The sequence below is a fragment of the Stenotrophomonas sp. OVS01A genome (assembly GCF_019969775.1).
In the GTDB taxonomy this organism is placed as follows: Bacteria; Pseudomonadota; Gammaproteobacteria; order Xanthomonadales; family Xanthomonadaceae; genus Stenotrophomonas; species Stenotrophomonas indicatrix.
Genome location: NZ_JAHXYV010000001.1, coordinates 1,187,630 through 1,206,135 on the forward strand (window position 1 = coordinate 1,187,630; position 18,506 = coordinate 1,206,135).

Consider the following 18,506-nt stretch of genomic DNA (forward strand, 5'->3'; position numbering starts at 1 on the left):
GGATGCATCGCGCCGGCTCCGAAAATGCGTGACGAATTGCCGGAAAGGGCGGTGCGGCTGCCGGATCCGTGCACGAGGCCCCCGGGGCCCGTTGCTACAACTGTGTTCGTGGGGCCGGCGCCAGATTTTGCAAACTTAAATGTGACCTACATCACACAAGTGTTTGTATTGTGTTATCTTCGTCACAGTTTTGCGAACCTGACCAACAGGGTCCAGGGACGGTTGTAGTCGCCACGGAACCGGCAGACACGCATTCGTACGCGTCTCCGGGTCCGGCAGAACCCTCCCCGGTACCCACTGAACAGCGGCTCCCCTGTGGGGCTGATGACGGGGAAAAACCAACATGTGGCAGTCGACGACGTCGCGCATCAGCGCGGGCGGTGAATCCGTTCATCCTGAAAAAAGTGCACATCCCGGCCGGACCGGGCGATGGCTGGCCGCCGGTCTGCTGTTGCTGCTGCTGTCGGTGCTGCTGCCATCGTCGGCCTGGGCCGCGGCCTACGCGACCGGCGGCACCAGCCCGTACCGCAACACGGTGCTGTGGCTGACCTGGGGTGGCGGCACGGACCTGGGCACTGCCGGGGTCACGCTCAACAATGGTGATACCTCGTCGATCTCGATGCCGGTGGCCGCGGGCATCAACCTCAGTGTCAGCTGCAGTCTGGCCAACATCAGTGGCGGCGGACTCCTGCAGAGTTATCGCCCGGGCAGCTTCAGCGGCGACAGCCTGGACGACCTGTACAACGTCGGTGGCACCGGTGGCGCCAACCAGCTGATCGCAGGCATCTCGCGCAGCAGCGGTACATCCTCTTTCGAAATCAACTGCGTCTCGACCCTGGGCGGTGCGCCGTATCGCCTGCGCGGCGTGGTGATGGCCGACGCCGAGTCGATCAACAACAGTGGCGAGTTCGTCGAAGCCAGTGCACTGGGCACCTGGAACGTGGTGGAGATGCGCAAGAACCTCAGCGCAGGTGCCTACAACGTGACCAAGTCCAGCAGCGGCGGCAACAGCGTGATCCGCTTCGGGCCGGGCAACGACAACAACACCGCTGCGGTCACCTTCCTCAATTTCGACAATGCCGCGCACGCGCCGGGCAACCTCGCGGTGAACATGGGCTTCTCGATGCGCGGCGGCGGCACCACCGCCATCGCCATCGGCCTGCTGGTGCCGTACGCCGACTTCGGCGATGCGCCGCAGAGCTACGGCGACGCCATGCATGTGGTGGACGACCTTCAGTTCCGCCCGGATGGCCTGCCGGTCAACGCCACCCCCACCAACATCAACACCGCCGGCTATACGCCGGGTGGCCTGGCACCGCCGCTGACCGATTTCCTCGGCACGATGGGTCCGGATACCGAGCAGAAGAGCAGCTACAGCGCCGATGCGAAGGGTGACGACAACTTCCCTTCGGGCAATCCCAACGAAGAGAACGCCTGGCCGGCGAGCTACGTGCTGACGGTGATGCAGGCCGGTACCCAGATCAGCCAACCGGTGGCGTGCGTGGGCAGCGGCAGCGTGGCCGGCTGGATCGATTTCAATCGCAACGGCACATTCGACCCGGGCGAGCGCAGCAACATCGCTGCATGCAGTGGTGGCGGGGCCAACCTGAGCTGGACCGTGCCCGCGCAGGTAAGCGCAGGTAGCAGTTACGTGCGCCTGCGCTATGCGACCAATGCGGCGCAGATCCAGCAGCCGACCGGCGTGGCCGACGACGGCGAAGTGGAAGACCACCTGATCACCATCACCGCACCCGCGCTGAAGGTGGTGAAGAGCAACAATGCCACCGGCGGCATCTGGAACTACGGCCAGGCCGGCACCCAGTACACGCTGACGATCAGCAACACCACCAACGTGCCGACCGGCAATCCGCCGAACGTGCCGGCGGGTGTCATCACCGTGCGCGACCAGTTGCCGGCAGGGATCGTGCCGAACTGGACCGGTACCCTCAGCAGTGGCAGCTGGAGCTGTACGGCGAGCGGCCAGGCGGTGACCTGCACCAGCAGCCAGGTACTGTCGGCAGCCGGCACCGCCGGTGACAGCAGCAGCTTCACCCTGCCGGTGACCGTGTCCGCATCGGCAAGCGGCCTGTTGCGCAACCACGCCAGCGTCGGCGGTGGCTACGATCCGTTCAATGGTGGCAATCCGCCCGCACCGGGCGAGGCCTGCACCGATGCCAACCATTGCACCCGCAGCGATGTGACCGTTCCGGTTACACGGGTGAGCTACGCGAAACGCTCCAACACCACCGGTCCGGTGGCGGTGGGGGCGACGGTGAGCTACACCGTGGATGTCACCATTGCCGACGGCAACAGCCGCGACGTGCTGACCCTGACCGATACCCTCGGCACCGGTCTGGATTTCGCCAGCGTGACCAACGCCGGCGCCTTTACCTGCAATGCGGCCAATCCGCTGGTGTGCACGCTGCCAGCGGGCACCGTACCGGGTACCTACAGCCTGACCTATGCGGCCACCGTCAACGCGCAGGCCAGCGGCCAGGTGGTCAACACGGTGGTGGGCACCGGCACCGACACTCCCACCTGCAGCAGCAACTGCACCACCACCACGCCGGTGGCGGCGCCGCGCATCTCGGTGTCCAAGGCCAGCGCTACGGCCGGCCCGGTCGCGGTGGGCGACAGCGTTGCCTACACGGTGAGCGTGGTCGTGGCCGATGCGCGCACCACCGCTGCCGTCACATTGACCGATACCCTGGGCACTGGCCTGGACTTCGGCGGCATGACCAATGCCGGCGGCTTCATCTGCGTGCCCGGCAATCCGCTGGTGTGCACGCTGCCCGCCGGCACCGTGCCCGGCAGCTACGCGTTCTCCTATACCGGCATCGTCAACGCACAGGCGGTTGGCCAGGTGCGCAATGCCGTAGTGCCGAGCGGTCCGGACAATCCGTCGTGCGTCGGCAGCTGTGATACCACCACGCCGCTGGCCAGCCCGCAGGTGAGTTACGCCAAGCTGGCCTCCACCGGTGGACCGGTACGGGTGGGCGACAGCATCGGCTACACGCTCAGCGTGACCGTTGCGCGTTCGCGCACCACCGATGTGGTCACCCTGACCGATACGCTGGGCAGCGGCCTGGACTTCAGCAGCGTGACCAGCGCGGGCATCTTCACCTGCAATGCCGCCAATCCGCTGGTGTGCACGCTGCCTGCAGGGACGGTGCCGGGCACCTACAGCCTGAGCTATACCGCTACGGTCAATGCGCAGGCCAGTGGCACGGTACGCAATGCCGTGCTCGGCACCGGCACTGACACGCCCTCGTGCACGACCAACTGCGATACCACCACGCCGGTGGCGACGCCGGGCGTGAGCTATGCCAAGTCGGTGAACAGTGTCGGCCCCGTGTCGGTGGGTGACAGCCTGGCCTACACCTTGACCACGGTGGTGACCAACTCGCGCACCACCGACGTGGTGACGCTGACCGATACGCTGGGCAGCGGCCTGGATTTCGGCAGCGTGACCAGTGCCGGCGCCTACACCTGCAACGCGGCCAACCCGCTGGTGTGCACGTTGCCGGCCGGCACTGCGCCGGGCAGCTACAGCCTGTCGTACACCGCAGTGGTCAATGCCCAGGCCACCGGCCAGGTGACCAACGCGGTGCTCGGCAGCGGTGGCGACAACCCGAGCTGCACCGTCAACTGCGATACCACCACCCCGGTGGCTGGCAGCCAGATCGACTATCGCAAGACCTCGGCCGCGGTCGGCTCGGTCAAGGTGGGTGACAGCATCGCCTACACCCTGACCGCTGTGGTCAGCCGCTCGCGCACCACCGCTGTATTCACCCTGACCGACACGATGGGGCAGGGCCTGGACTTCGGCACGGTCACCGCCACCACCGGCTTCACCTGCAATGCCGGCAACCCGCTGGTGTGCACGTTGCCGGCCGCCACCGCACCTGGCACCTACACGGTGAACTACACCGCGACGGTGAACGCGCAGGCCAAGGGCAGCGTCAGCAACGCCGTGCTTGGCAGTGGCACCGGTACCAACACCTGCACCACCGACTGCACCACCACCACCCCGGTGCTGGCGGCGACGGTCACCTACCGCAAGTCCTCCAGCACGGCATCGCCGGTCAACATCGGCGATGCGGTGGACTACAGCGTCGAGGTGGTGGTCGCCAACTCGCAGACCACCGATGTGCTCACCCTGACCGATACCCTGGGCGCAGGCCTGGACCTGCAGTCGGTGACCCAGCCGGGCGCCTTCACCTGCAATGCCAGCAATCCGCTGGTATGCACGCTGCCGGCAGGTACCGCGCCCGGCACCTACACGCTGGGCTATCGCGCGCAGGTCAACGCGCAGGCCAGTGGCAGCGTCCGCAACGCGGTGCTGGGCAGTGGCGGCGATACCCCCACCTGCACGGGAACCTGCAGCACCGAGCACGTGCTGGCTGAGCCGCGCGTGGTGCTGGAAAAACTGTCCGGCCCTGCAAGTGGCAGTGAAGTGCGTCCGGGCGATCGGTTGCGCTACACCCTGCGGGCCACCGTCGAGCGTGCTTCGCTGCGCCAGCCGTTGCAGCTGCTGGATACGCCCGATGCGGGCCTGAGCGTGGACACGCTGCCGGCTGGCTGCGTGCAGCAGGGCACCGACATCCTCTGCACGCTGCCGACCGGTACTCCCGTTGGGCAACATGAATTCGTCTACCAGGCCATCGTCAACCAGGAAGCACGCACGGAAGTGCTCAACCGCCTGCGCGGCCAGTACCCGGATGGATCGCCACCGCCGGAGTGCGCCACCTGCGAAACGCGGCACAAGGTGATCTCGGACTTCGCGCTGCGCATCACCAAGACCGCCAACCCGCGGCTGGTGAAGGTGGGCGACCTGGTGCGCTACCAGCTGGTGGTCGAGAACGTCGGCAGCAGCCATTGGCGCGACGGCGTGGTGGTCGATACGCCGCCGCCGGGCTTCAGCTATGTGGACGGCTCGATGCGCGTGGCCGACGACGACGGTGCGTTCTCGCTGGGCGCTAGCCAGACCCCGCTGCGCATCGGCGCGGTCGACATCGCCGTGGGCCGCAGTGCCACCATCACCTACCTGTTGCGGGTGGGCGCGGGCGTGCGTGCCGGCAACCACATCAACCAGGCCGTGGCTACTGCCGGCGACGGCACGCCGCTGTCGAACGTGGCGACCGCAGAGGTGCGCATGGATGCCGATCCGCTGCTGGAAGACAGCCTGGTGTTCGGCACCGTGTTCGATGACCGCGATGGCGACGGCTGGCAGGACAGTGCGGAACTGACCGGTGTTCGCGTGCAGGGCGGTTTCGCGCCTGCCGCGTACGTGCCGGGTTCGACAACGCTGGATCGTGGCGATGGACCGCAGCCGTTGGCCGATGCCAGCGCGCCCCTGCTGCATGGCGTGCAGGTGGGCGTGGTACACGGCCTGGCGTCTACGTCGGACACGGTCGAGAGCCATCAGGTGGTGATCCGCCAGCGCCTGCGCGAACTGTCCTTCACCGATGATTTCGTGCTGGAAAGCGCCCAGGGCCATCGCCTGCAGCTGGATGCGCAGGGTGTGGCAACCGTGCAGCGCAGTGGCGAGGCGGCCAAGGGCCTGACCGCAGCCGAGCCGACCGTGCATCGCGAGATCGCGCGGGTCGCCGAGGGCTATGAGGTGGCCTACGTGATCCGCAACAGCGGCATCCAGGAGCAGGGCATTCCCGGCGTGCGCCTGGCCACCGTAGAGGGCCTGCTGATCGAAACCGATCCGTTCGGTCGTTACCACCTGGCCGATGTGCACGGTGGCGATGCGCGGTTGGGCCGCAACTTCATCGTCAAGCTGGACCCGGCAACGGTGCCGGCGGGTTCCGGACTGACCACCGAGAATCCGTTGCTGCGTCGGGTTACCCAAGGCGTGCCGACCCGCTTCAGCTTCGGCGTGCGCCTGCCGCCGTCGCCGCAGGCGTCCGCCGAGCGCGCCGAACTGGCCTTGGGCGAAGTGTTGTTCGCCCCGGGCAGCAGCGAGCTGCGTGCCAGCTATCGTCCGGTGCTGGCGAAGATGGCCGAGGTGGTCGATCGCTACCAGGGCGGTGACGTGGTGATTGCCGCCAACGGCGAAAGCCAGGCATTGGCCTTCGCCCGTGCCGTGGCCGTGCGTGATGCGCTGCAGGCCGAAGTGGCTGAAGGTTCGCGCGCTGGATTGACGGTGCAGCTGCGTACCGACGTGCGCGATCCGCACTCGCTGGTCGCTGGCGTAGATGCCGGCGGCGCGCTGTTGGGCAACGTGCTGTTCGACACCGACAAGGCGGTGATCCGCGAGGAGTTCAAGCCGCTGCTGGCTGCCATCGCCGCGCGCCTGGAGCAGATGGGGGGCGGCCAGGTCAGCCTGGTCGGCCATACCGATGTGCGTGGCAGCCACGCCTACAACCAGGCGTTGGGCCTGCGCCGTGCCAATGCCGTGTTCGAAGCGCTGCGCGTGCAGCTCAGCCCTGCCGTGCAGCAACGCCTGCGCGTGCGCAACGAGGAGACCGCCGCCACCCGCGCGGCGGCCCACCAACAGGAGGCCCGCCGATGAGCGCCCATCACTCTGTCGTCCGGCGTCCCGCCCGCCTGCACCGCGCTGCGTTGTACCAGTCACTACTGCTGGGTCTGGCAGCAACGGCGCAGGCCGCGCCGCCGCCGGCCAACGACGCGTCCATCGATGGCGCGCCCATCCACTGCGAGGGCAACCAGTGCAGCGCCGCAGGCGACCTGCTGTTCACCCTGCGCTCGCGCAGCTTCGATGAGCCGATGACCGAAGGCACGTCGACGCGCTCGTCATCGCAGGTACTGCAGCCGGACCGGCGCGTAAGCGTGGCGCTGGACGAGCCGGGCAAGGCGACCGTCCGCGGTGAATTCATGATCCGCCTGCCGGAAGGTGGCGCGATCTGGGCCACCGAAGACCCGGCCATGGGCCAGCCCGAGCTGTCGATCTCGGCGCCGGGCATGGTGGCGTTCGACCAGGGCCGCATCGTGCGTCCGGTCGAATTCTTCGTGCGTGGCAACTACACCGCGTTCATCAAACGTCTGGAGGTCAGCCTCTACCGCGGCAGCGACAGTGACCGGGTCGCGCCATTGGCGACCTTTGAACTGCCTGTGGCTGCGGTCGGGCAGGGCAGTTGGGACGGTACGCTGCCGGCGTCCACGCCGCTGCGTCGTGGCGACCGCCTGGTCTATGTGCTGCGCGCGTACGATGCCGAGGGCAATGTCGATGAGACCTCGGCACAGTCCATTCAGCTGGTGACGCTGGCCGAAGTGGAGCGTGGCAACCAGCAACTGCGTGACGCCCTGGAAGATCGCCGCGGTACTGCCGTCGATGCCAACCAGGCGGCCTCGTTGTCGCTGCTGGAGCAGGTGTTCGACAGCAACGGTCTTCGCCAGCAGAACATCCCGGTGTACGGCTCGCGCGTGCGCCTGCGTGGCCGTGACCTGCCGCTTGGCGCGGCACTGAAGATCAATGGCGAAAGCTATCCGCTGGACCAGGACCGCAAATTCGCCGTCGAGTACCTGATGCCGATCGGTCACCACGTGTTCGACGTGCGGGTGGAGCGGCCCGACGCGCCGGCGATCGCACGCACGCTGGAGGTGGATGTCAGCGGCAGCTATCTGTTCGGTGTGGGCCTGGCCGATGTCACGGTGTACCAGAACAAGGCCAGTGGTGCGGGCCGCGATGTCGCCCGTGGCGAGCGCGATGACGATGTGCTCAGCGACGGGCGGCTGGCGTTCTATCTGAAGGCCAAGACCCGCGGCCGCTATCTGTTGACGGCGCAGGCCGATACCCAGAACCGGCCGCTGGACGAACTGTTCACCGGTTTCACCACGGCCGATCCGCAGGACCTGTTCCGCAGCCTGGACCCTGACCTCTATTACCCCACCTATGGCGACGATTCGCTGACCCAGCGCGACGTCGACAGCATGGGCCGCTTCTACCTGCGCATGGACTGGGACAAGAACCAGGCGCTGTGGGGCAACTACAACACCGGGCTGAGCGGCACCGAGTACGCCCAGTACGTGCGTTCGCTGTACGGTGCGGCGCTGTCGTGGCGCTCACGCGGCGCCAATGCGTGGGGCGATGCGCAGACCGAACTGCGCCTGTTCGGTTCGCAGGCCGAGACCGCGCCGGGCCACAGCGAGTTCATCGGCACCGGCGGCAGCCTGTATTACCTGCGCCACGCCAGCATCCTGCGCGGCTCGGACCAGGTGGTGCTGGAGATCCGTGACCGCACCACCGGCCGTGTCGAACAGCGGGTGTCGCTGGTGCGCGGTGCCGACTACGAGATCGACGCGTTGCAGGGGCGCATCCTGCTGACCCGGCCGCTGGCCCAGGTCAGCCGCGAGAACCTGCGCCGGATCAGCCGCGACGTGCCGCTGGACGGCTACGAGCAGCGCCTGATCGTCGACTACGAATGGGTGCCGACCGGCTTCGACAATGACGACATCACCGCTGGCGTGCGTGGCAAGCACTGGTTCGGTGATCACGTGGCGGTGGGCGCCACCTATGTGGACGAACAGCGCGCTGGGCAGGACTATTCGCTGCGCGGTGCGGACCTGACCCTGCAGGCCGGGCGTGGTACCTACCTGAAGGTCGAGCACAGCCGCAGCGAGGCGACCAGTGCGCCGGTGTTCTTCTCCGACAACGGTGGCCTGAGCTTCACCCGCCTCAACCCCGAGGGGCCGCGCGAAGGCGAGGCGACCGCGGTGGAGGCACGGGTGAACCTGCGCGAGCTGGGCTGGACCCAGCGCGACTGGAGTGCCGGCGCCTGGTGGCGGCAGGTCGAGGGAGGCTATTCGGTGGGCCGCTTCGACACCGGCCAGCGCGTGCGCGAACAAGGCGCCGAACTGCTGGGCTACGTGACCGACGATTTCAGCCTGTATGCGCGTTACAGCGAAGCACGGCGTGGCAATGAATCGTTGATCCAGGCCCAGGCCACAGCCGAATGGCGGATCGGTGACAACGACCGCGTGTCGGCCGAGCTGCGCCGGGTGCAGGAAGACCGCGGCATCGGCAGCAATGCCGGTGTGCTGGCGGCAGCGCGCTACACCCATCGCATCGGCACCGCGCTGGACATCTATGGTGGCGGCCAGCTGACCGTCGATGACGATCATGGCCGCTACGCGGACAATGATGCGGTGGTCGCCGGTGGTACCTACACCTTCGCCAACCTGTCCACGATCGGCGCGGAGGTGAGCGATGGTGATCGGGGCAGTGCCGCGCAGGTCAATGCCGAGTACAAGCTGACCCCGCAGCACAGCTTCTATGGTGCGTTCACCCAGTCCACCGACCGCAGTGAATACGACCCGCTGTTCAGCCCGAATGCGCAGGATGGTTGGACACTGGGCCAGCGCTGGCGCCTGTCCGACCAGGTCAACGTGTTCAACGAGAGCCAGTTCCTCAAATCCGGCCAGGAATCCGGCCTGGCCAACACGTTCGGCATGGATTTCTATCCGGCGGTGGGCTGGAATGTGGGCTTCACCCTCAGCGACGGCAAGCTGGATGCGAGCAATGGCCAGGTCGACCGCAAGGCCGTCAGCCTGTCCGGCGGCCGCACGTCGCCGGGTACCGACTGGCAGAGCAAGCTGGAGTGGCGTCGCGACACCGGTGCCGAGCGCCGCACGCAATGGGTCAGCACCAACCGCCTCAGCCACCGTCTCAATGACAGCTGGCGGATCGCTGCGCGGTTCAACTACGCCGACACCGACGATGCGATCAACCCGGTGGCCGGCGCCCGCTTCATCGAGGGCAATCTCGGCTTTGCCTACCGCCCGTGGGACAATGACCGCTGGGCGCTGTTCGGCCGCTACAGCTATCTGTACGACCTGTCGACGATGGGCCAGATCAACGGCGTGGACTACGACCAGCGTACCCAGGTGTTGTCGCTGGAAGGCGTGTACCGCATCGACCAACGCTGGGAAGTGGCGGCCAAGCTGGCCCGACGCGAAGGCGAGGTCCGCTATGGCCGGGGCACCGGTCCGTGGTTCGATTCAGCCACGAACTTCGGTGCAGCACAGCTGCGCTATGACCTGTACTACCAATGGCATGGCCTGCTGGAGTACCGCCTGCTGGACGTGCGGGACGGCGGTCGCCGGCAGGGTTGGCTGGCCGGCGTGGACCGCGACGTCGGCCGCAACTTCCGGGTTGGCGTGGGCTACAACTTCACCGACTTCAGTGACGATCTGACGAAGTTCGACTACACCCACCGCGGCTGGTACCTGAACCTGGTGGGTCGCTATTGAGGACCGGGCAACGCCAGGCCATGCCTGGCGGGCCCGCGGCGGTCGCTACCCAGTAGTGCCAGGCCATGCCTGGCAGGGCGGCAACGGCTCAGGCCTGCCTGAGCAGCTCCACCAGCTGCCGCAGGCGGTAAGGCTTGGGCAGGAATTCCACCTGCTCGGGCAGCGGCGGCAACTGCGAGCGTGCGTAGCCGGAGGAAAGGATCATCCGCGCCTGCGGCTGGTCGCGCGCAACATGCTCGCTCAGCTCGATGCCCGACATGCCGTTGGGCATGCTGATGTCACTGAACACCACATCGAAACGCGTATCGCCCTGCAGCAGCGCGACCGCTTCCTGCGCATCGGCCGTGGTAGCCACGTCGATGCCGAAGTCGCGCAGGGCCAGGCCGATCATTTCGCGCAGATCGGTCTGGTCCTCCACCATCAGTACGCGGATCGGATCATCGGTCATGGGTTGGGTTCCTCTGTGGCGGGTAGCAGCAGGCTGACCGTGGTGCCAACACCGGGCGTGGTGGACACGTCTACGAAGCCGCCGCTCTGGGTGGTGAATCCGAACACCTGGCTCAGGCCCAGGCCGCTGCCCTTGCCGATGTCCTTGGTGGTGAAGAAAGGCTCGGTCGCGCGTTCGGCGATGTCCGGGGCCATGCCGTGTCCCTCATCGCAGACGCTCAACGTCACATAGGTCCGTTGCCGGGATGTGTCGGCGTCGGGGTCCATGCGGTGCTCCAGCGCGGTGGCGATCAATACCCGGCCGCCACCCACCGTAGCGTCCGCAGCGTTGCCGACCAGGTTGGCGAGCGCGGTCTGCAGCTGCACGGTATCACTGAGTATGGCAGGCAGGCCCGCAGCCAGCGCGGTTTCCAGGGTGACGCCGGCAGGGCAGGTGGCCTGCAGGGCGGGCAACCAGTCGCGGATCCGCGCATTGATGTCCAGCGTTTCGCGGATCAGGGTCTGCCCGGTGCTGAAGGCCAACAGCTGGCGGGTCAGCAGTGCGCCACGATCACTGGCCGCCTGCGCGGTGGTGAGCAGGGCGTTGGCACGCTCGTCATCGCCCATGCGTGCGGACAGCAGGTCCAGCGCATTGACGATGGTGGTCAGCAGATTGTTGAATTCGTGGGCAAGGCCGCGGCTGAGCTGGCCGACCGTCTCGAACTGCTGGGTCTGGCGCAGCGCCCGCTGCGCGTCGCGCAGGAGCCGTTGCGCCTGCCACTGTTCAGTGATGTCGCGGGTGATCTTGACGAAGCCCACGAGCTCGCTGTTCTCGACCACCGACTCGATGACCACGCTGGCACGGAACGGAGACCCGTCACGGCGCACCCGCCAGCCTTCGGCGGCATGGTGTCCGCTTTCCGCCGCCAGTCGCAGCAGGTGCTGCGGCTCGCCGGCATCGCGATCGGCTGGCAGGTAGAAGCGTCCAAAGTGGGTGCCGATGACTTCTTCCGACCGGTAGCCCTTGATGCGTTCGGCGCCGGGATTCCAGCTGCAGACGATGCCATCGGGATCGAGCAGGTACAGCGCATGGTCGCGCACGCTGTCGATCAGCAATCGCAGCTGTCGGGAAGGGTCCGTCAACACGGACGGCGTCGAAGCGGCAGCGACCACGATGAAATGCGTATTACCTCTGTCAGGCACGAGAACGTAGGCAGTGGAGTGTGAAGAGGGCGTGCATGCGACGCCTGTGCCATTGGTCGTATGCGGCTGAATGCGACAAGGAGTAACATCAGTCCCCTTTTCCAAACTGGAACCGACCTGCATGCGTCCTGGTGCGACTACGCGTGACCGCTGGATCTGGATGACGTCGGCGGTACTGGTGGCGGCTACGGCCGCGCTGGAACTGGTGGTACCCCTGGGCTATGCCGTGTGGCTGGCCTATTTCATGGCCATCGGCGTCACTGTGTTCCAGCGCAGCGCCCGGGTGCCGTTCGTGGTGGCTGTCAGCGCCTGCGTGCTGCTGGCGGTGGGCTACAACGTGGCGCCGGCCAGCAACAACTCATCCTTCTCGTTCGTCAACCGGTCGATCGGTGGCGCGGCTTTCCTGATGATCGCACTCATCGCCTCGCGCGCCATCCAGGCGCGACGCGAGGCGATGCGTGCGCTGTGGCTGCAGGAGGCGGAGAACGCGGTCGCGCTCAGCCTGCGCGGTGAGCTCGGGCCGGAACAGATCGCCGAAGCGGCGGTGTCGACGCTGGCGACCCAGCTGGGTGCCGATGTCGGTGCGCTCTACCGGCTGGAAGGCGGACGCCTGCAGTTGACCGGTGGGCTGGCGTTGCCGAACGGCATCCCGGCCACGTTGGGCCTGCAGGAAGGGGTGGCAGGGCAGGTGGCCCGCGACCAGCGGGCGCGGCATCTGCAGGGGGATGAAGCGGCACCGCTGGAGCTGCAGACCAGCCTGGGGCGCGTGCCTGTGCGTGAACGGATCCTTGCCCCGGTCAGCAGCGACGGCGCGATCGTGGGCGTGCTCGAGCTGGGCCGGGCGGCGGTTGGCGAACAGCGTGCACTGGATGACGAACTGCTGGAGCGCTGCGCCGAAACGATCGGCATGGCACTGCGTACCTCGATGCTGCGCGGGCAGCTGATGGTGCTGCTGGAGGAGTCGCAGCGCCAAGGCGAAGAACTGCAGGCACAGCAGGAAGAACTGCGCGTGGCCAACGAGGAACTGGAAGAGCAGAGCCGCAGCCTGATGCAGTCGCAGACGCATCTGGAACAGCAGCAGGCCGAGCTGGAACAGAGCAATGTGCAGCTGGAAGAGCGCACCCACGAGCTGGAGGCGCAGAAGCAGGCGCTGCTGGTGGCGCAGGGGCAGCTGGTGCGCAACAGCAATGAACTGGCGGCCACCTCGCGCTACAAGTCCGAGTTCCTGGCCAACATGTCGCACGAGCTGCGCACCCCGCTGAACAGTTCGCTGATCCTGGCCAAGCTGCTGGCCGACAACAAGGACGGCTCGCTCAGCGACGAGCAGGTCAAGTACGCCCGCGCCATCCTGTCGTCGAACAACGACCTGCTGGCGCTGATCAACGACATCCTGGACCTGTCGCGCATCGAAGCAGGGCACGTCGAACTGGCCGACGAAGTGGTGGTGGTCGACAGCGTGCTGCAGCGACTGCGCGAAACCTTCGAGCCGATGGCGCGGCAGAAGGGCCTGACGCTGCAGATCGAGTCCGATGGCCTGGCCCCCAGCCAGCTGGTGGCCGACAACCAGCGCCTGCAGCAGATACTGAAGAACCTGCTGGCCAATGCGGTCAAGTTCACCGAGCACGGCAAGGTGAGCCTGCACGTTCGCAGCGGCGGCAATGGCCGGATCCGATTCGAAGTGGCCGACAGCGGCATCGGCATTGCACGCGACCAGCTGCAGCTGATCTTCGAAGCGTTCCGCCAGGCCGATGGAAGCACCCGTCGCCGTTACGGCGGTACCGGCCTGGGCCTGTCGATTTCGCGTGACCTTGCGGTGCGCATGGGCGGTGACATCCAGGTGGACAGCGAGCCGGGCCGCGGCAGCTGCTTCATTCTCGAACTGCCGCTGCAGGGCGCGCCGGCAGCCGAGGCCGCCGCAGGCGCCGCAGCGCCGGTGCCCGTGCAGCCGGTACCCGCCACCCCCGTGGCACCAGCCCCCCTTGCCCAGCGGTCCAGTGCCGCGCCGGTGGCAGCGGTGGCCGATGACCGTGGCCGCCGCCACCATGCGGGACGCTTGATCCTGGCCGTGGAGGACGATGCGGTCTTCGCCGAAGCCCTGGTGACGCTGGCGCACGAGCTTGATTTCGACTGCGTGGTGGCCACCACGGCCGAAGAGGCGCTGGCGCTGGCGGCGGACCTGCGTCCCAACGGCATCCTGCTGGACATCGGCCTGCCCGACGTTTCGGGCCTGACCGTGCTCGAACGGCTCAAGCGCAACCCCGACACCCGGCACATTCCGGTGCATGTGGTCTCGGGCATGGACCGCGGCCAGGTGGCACGCGAACTGGGCGCGATCGGCTTTGCGATCAAGCCGACCACGCGCGAGCGCCTGGTGGCTGCCATCGAACAGCTTGAACAGACCAGCCAGCGCGACGTGCGGCGCCTGCTGATCGTGGAGGACGACAACGATCTGCGCCGCAACCTGGAACTGCTGCTGGGCCGCGATCAGCTGCAGATCGCTGCTGTCGGTACGCTTGCCGCAGCGGTGGAGCAGCTGAGCACGGTCACCTTCGACTGCATGGTGATGGACCTGTCGCTGCCCGACGGCAGTGGCTACGACCTGCTCGAGCACATGGCAGGCAACGATGATGTCGGCTTCCCGCCGGTCATCGTCTATACCGGCCGTGCCCTCAGCCGCGAAGAAGAGCAGCGCCTGCGCCGCTACTCCAAGAGCATCATCATCAAGGGTGCACGCTCGCCCGAGCGCCTGCTCGACGAGGTGACGCTGTTCCTGCACAGCGTGGAGGCCAACCTGCCCAGCGACCAGCAGCGCCTGCTGCGCGAAGCGCGCCGCCGCGACACCGTGCTCGACGGACGCACCGTGCTGCTGGCCGAGGACGACGTGCGCAACATCTTCGCGCTGTCCAGCGTGCTGGAGCCGCTGGGGGTGACGCTGGAGATCGCCCGCAATGGCCAGGAGGCCGTCGACCGCCTGGCCCAGCGCGAGGTGGACCTGGTGCTGATGGACATCATGATGCCGGAGAAGGATGGCCTGCAGGCGATGCGCGAGATCCGCGCGCAGCGCCACCTGCAGGACCTGCCGATCATCGCGCTGACCGCCAAGGCCATGCCCGATGACCGTGAGCGCTGCCTGCAGGCCGGTGCCAACGACTACATCGCCAAGCCCATCGACGTGGACAAGCTGGTATCGCTGTGCCGGGTCTGGTGCTCGCGGCAATGAACGAGCAGGCGCTGTTCGACCTGGAGCTGAAGGTGCTGCTGGAGGCGCTGTACCAGCGCTACCACTACGACTTCCGCAGCTATGCGGTGTCCTCCCTGCGCCGTCGCGTCAGCCAGGCCATGCAGCGCTACGAGTGCGAGCGCCTGTCGGACCTGCAGCATCGGCTGCTGCACGAGCCGGAGCTGTTCGCCCAGGCGATGCAGTTCTTCACCGTGCAGGTCTCGGAGATGTTCCGTGACCCGGAGTATTTCCGGCAGATGCGCGAACAGGTGGTACCGGTGCTGCGCACCTACCCCTCGGTGAAGCTGTGGGTGGCCGGCTGCAGTACCGGCGAGGAAGTGTGGTCGCTGGCGATCCTGCTGCACGAGGAAGGCCTGCTTGAGCGCAGCATCGTCTACGCCACCGACATCAACCCCGCGGCACTGGCCACGGCTGAGGCCGGCGCCTACGGCATCGACCGCCTGGCCCAGTTCAGCCGGAACTACCTTGCCGCCGGCGGCACCGCGTCACTGTCGGACTATTACAGCACCGCTTACGACGGCGCGGTCTTCGACCGCCAGCTGCGCCGCAACGTGGTGTTTGCCGACCACAGCCTGGCCACCGACACGGTGTTTTCGGAAGTGCACCTGGTCTCGTGCCGCAACGTGCTGATCTATTTCAACCGCGACCTGCAGGATCGGGCGGTGGGCCTGTTCCGCGAAGCCCTGGTGCATCGCGGCTTCCTCGGCCTGGGCAGCAAGGAGTCGCTGCAGTTCGGTCGCCATCACGATGCCTTCGAAGCCTGTTCGCGGGAGCACCGCCTGTACCGGAAGGTGGCCTGATGGCGGCGATGTCCCACCCTGACGTGGTGGTGATCGGCGCATCGGCCGGTGGCGTGGCCGCCCTGCAGATCGTGCTGGGTGCGTTGCCGGCCACGCTGCCGGTGCCGGTGCTGGTGGTGCTGCACCTGCCGCGCGACCGTTCCAGCCGCATCGCCGAGGTTCTGGCGCCGTACTGCACGTTGGCCCTGCGCGAAGCGGAGGACAAGCAGCCCCTGCAGGCCGGAACGGTGACGTTCGCGCCGCCGGACTACCACCTGCTGGTGGAGGACACGCAGGCCATCGCATTGTCGATGGACGAACCGGTGCTGTTCTCGCGGCCGGCCATCGATCCGCTGTTCGAATCGGCTGCGGCCGCGTTCGGCACGGGTGTGCTGGCGATCCTGCTGACCGGTGCCAGCAGCGATGGCAGCGATGGCGTGGCCGCCGTGCGCGCCGCTGGCGGCCAGGCCTGGTTGCAATGCCCCGAGGAGGCCGAGGCATCGATGATGCCGGCCTCTGCCCTGCAGCATGCCGGCGCCGACGCCGTGCTGCCCCTTGAACTGATGTGCCGCCGCCTGAAGGAGTTGTTTGCATGAACCTGCTGCCGCCGGACCCTGCCCAGTCGCAGGCGCCGGTCAACCTGCTGATCGTCGACGACGTGCCGCAGAACCTGGTGGCCATGCAGGCGCTGCTGCGCCGCGAGGGCGTCAACCTGTTGCTGGCGGACTCTGGCGCGCAGGCGCTGGAGCTGCTGCTGGAGCATGAGGTAGCGCTGGCGCTGCTGGACGTGCACATGCCGGAGATCGACGGTTTCATGCTGGCCGAGCTGATGCGCGGCTCGCAGCGCAGCCGGGATGTGCCGATCATCTTCCTGACCGCCTCGCCGGATGATCCGTTGCGGGTGTTCAAGGGCTACGAGACCGGCGCGGTGGATTTCCTGCACAAGCCGGTTGCACCGCAGGTGATCCTCAGCAAGGTCAATGTGTTCATCGAGCTCTACCAGCAGCGGCAGCTGCTGAAGGCGCGCAACGAAGCGCTGGAGCGCGCGTTGAAGCTCAACGAGACCATGGCTGCGGTGCTGACCCACGACCTGCGCACGCCGCTGTCGGCCATCCTGCTGTGTGCCGACAAGCTGTCGCTGGAACTGCCGGACGACAATGCCGGTGCGCAGCAGACACTGAGCTACCTGGAGGCCAGCACGCTGCGGATGGCACGCATGGTCGAGCAGCTGCTGGACTTCTCGCGGATCCGCAGCGGTGGCCTGCGCCTGCAGAGCAGCGTCTGTGACCTCGCCGAGGTGACGCGTGCGGTGCTGGTCGAGGCCGGTGCCGGCCATCGAAGCGATCGGATCGCGCTGGACGTCCGTGGCGATTCGACGCTGCAGGGCGACATGGATCGCCTTGGGCAGATCGTCGCCAACCTGGTCGGCAACGCACTCACCCATGGCGCCGACGCGACGGTGCAGGTGCAGGTCGATGGTGGCGATGCACGGGTGGTCGCGCTGCGCGTACGCAACACCGGCCATGTCGATGAGGCGTTGCTGCCGCGCCTGTTCGAACCCTTCAAGGCCAGCTTCCACCAGAGCAACGGGCTCGGGCTGGGGCTGTACATCGTTGACCAGTTCGTGCGTGCGCATGGTGGCCAGTTGAGCGCGCGCAATGAGGCAGGGCAGGTGGTGTTCGAGGCGCTGCTGCCTCGTCGATCCGATTTGCGCAGTCCGGCGGTTTCCTGAATTCTTCAGCTGGCGCGTGAGCGAACTGAGACGGGCCCGTCCGCAACTGCTACCGTGGCACCACTCTTGCAAAGGAAGCTCCATGCCACTGCGTGCCATCGCCTATGTCAGCCAGGCCAAGCCGGATCTGTCTGCCGCACGTCTGCAGACGCTGGTCGAGGATGCCTCGCGCTTCAACAAGATGGCAGGGGTGACGGGTGTGCTGCTGCATGACGGCGAACGCTTCCTGCAGTACATCGAAGGCCCGCCTGATGGCATCGATTCGGTCTATGAGCGCATCCTGCAGGCCGGCAGCCATGTCGACATCGTCGAGCTGGCGCGTGGCCGGCTGGGCCAGCGCCAGTTTCCGTACTGGGCAATGCGCGGGCTGCCGGTCGACGCCGCGCTGCTGCGTCAGCTTTCCGCAGGCGACTGGTCGGGATTCGCCCGCTCGGTAAACGGTGACAGCGTCGTGCTTACGGCAGTGGATCTGTTGGCCGAGGTCGTGCGGCCGGTACTCAGCGCGGGTTGACCGCTAACGCTGCGGGGCGCAGTACGCCGCGTGCAATGCCTGCAGCACCCCCAGCGCCGGACCCTCCAGCAGCCGATAGTGCAGTGACTGTGCCTGCCGCCGCGTTGCCACCACATCCAGATTGCGCAGCACGGCCAGATGCTGTGACAGCGCCGATGCGCTCAGGCCAGTCAGGGCCTGCAGTTCCGGCACCGGTGCTTCTCCTTCCACCAGACGACACAAGACGCGCAGTCGCGCCGGGTGTGCCAGCGATTTCAGCAGGGCAGCCGCTTGTGCGGCATGCGTAGCCATCGCGGCACTGTCGGTGGTGATGCTGGGCACGGCTTGACCCGGTAGTTCAGGAAAGTCTAATTTAGAGAAATCTAAATTGAAGGGCAAGCCGATGCGCGCGAT

At 67.0% G+C, this 18,506-nt stretch carries 10 protein-coding genes; 7 read left to right on the forward strand and 3 right to left on the reverse strand.

The genetic code is table 11. The features are described 5' to 3' along the window. Positions 1–343 precede the first annotated feature (343 nt). A complete protein-coding gene (locus LC407_RS05800) occupies positions 344–6,523 on the forward strand; it encodes a CshA/CshB family fibrillar adhesin-related protein (RefSeq protein ID WP_223482395.1) in 6,180 nt (2,059 codons plus the stop codon). Beyond that, complete coding sequence (locus LC407_RS05805; RefSeq protein ID WP_223482396.1) at positions 6,520–10,221, forward strand: hypothetical protein; 3,702 nt, start codon at positions 6,520–6,522, stop codon at positions 10,219–10,221. The genes LC407_RS05800 and LC407_RS05805 overlap by 4 nt, the downstream gene beginning before the upstream one ends. An 88-nt stretch (positions 10,222–10,309) precedes the next feature. Here the strand turns inward: LC407_RS05805 and LC407_RS05810 are convergent, their stop codons facing one another. Both LC407_RS05810 and LC407_RS05815 read right to left on the reverse strand, forming a co-directional pair. Next, positions 10,310–10,669: a response regulator gene (locus tag LC407_RS05810; protein ID WP_025874874.1), complete on the reverse strand. Its 360-nt coding sequence runs from the start codon at positions 10,667–10,669 to the stop codon at positions 10,310–10,312. Next, positions 10,666–11,793 carry a PAS domain-containing sensor histidine kinase gene (locus LC407_RS05815; protein ID WP_154881335.1) on the reverse strand — a complete coding sequence of 376 codons (1,128 nt, stop codon included), beginning with the start codon at positions 11,791–11,793 and terminating at the stop codon, positions 10,666–10,668. The genes LC407_RS05810 and LC407_RS05815 overlap by 4 nt, the downstream gene beginning before the upstream one ends. Before the next feature lie 178 nt (positions 11,794–11,971). On the opposite strand from LC407_RS05815, the gene LC407_RS05820 reads away from it, so the two are divergent. The 5 genes from LC407_RS05820 to LC407_RS05840 all read left to right on the forward strand — a co-directional run bounded on the left by LC407_RS05820 (position 11,972) and on the right by LC407_RS05840 (position 18,113). Further along, entirely contained in the window at positions 11,972–15,070 is a 3,099-nt protein-coding gene (locus LC407_RS05820) for a response regulator (RefSeq protein WP_223482397.1), read from the forward strand. After that, positions 15,067–15,891, forward strand: a complete 825-nt coding sequence (locus tag LC407_RS05825; protein WP_032951761.1) for a CheR family methyltransferase — start codon at positions 15,067–15,069, stop codon at positions 15,889–15,891. Before LC407_RS05820 ends, LC407_RS05825 begins: the two co-directional genes overlap by 4 nt. Next, positions 15,891–16,466, forward strand: a complete 576-nt coding sequence (locus tag LC407_RS05830) for a chemotaxis protein CheB (protein WP_033830960.1) — start codon at positions 15,891–15,893, stop codon at positions 16,464–16,466. Before LC407_RS05825 ends, LC407_RS05830 begins: the two co-directional genes overlap by 1 nt. Beyond that, entirely contained in the window at positions 16,463–17,602 is a 1,140-nt protein-coding gene (locus LC407_RS05835; RefSeq protein ID WP_223482398.1) for a hybrid sensor histidine kinase/response regulator, read from the forward strand. The genes LC407_RS05830 and LC407_RS05835 overlap by 4 nt, the downstream gene beginning before the upstream one ends. Positions 17,603–17,684: 82 nt before the next feature. Next, positions 17,685–18,113, forward strand: a complete 429-nt coding sequence (locus LC407_RS05840; protein WP_025874866.1) for a BLUF domain-containing protein — start codon at positions 17,685–17,687, stop codon at positions 18,111–18,113. A gap of 3 nt (positions 18,114–18,116) precedes the next feature. Here LC407_RS05840 and LC407_RS05845 read toward each other — a convergent pair whose 3' ends face one another. Beyond that, the gene (locus tag LC407_RS05845) at positions 18,117–18,404 is read right to left on the reverse strand and encodes a metalloregulator ArsR/SmtB family transcription factor (RefSeq protein ID WP_223482681.1); all 288 of its coding nucleotides are present in this window, start codon (positions 18,402–18,404) and stop codon (positions 18,117–18,119) included. Positions 18,405–18,506 lie beyond the last annotated feature (102 nt).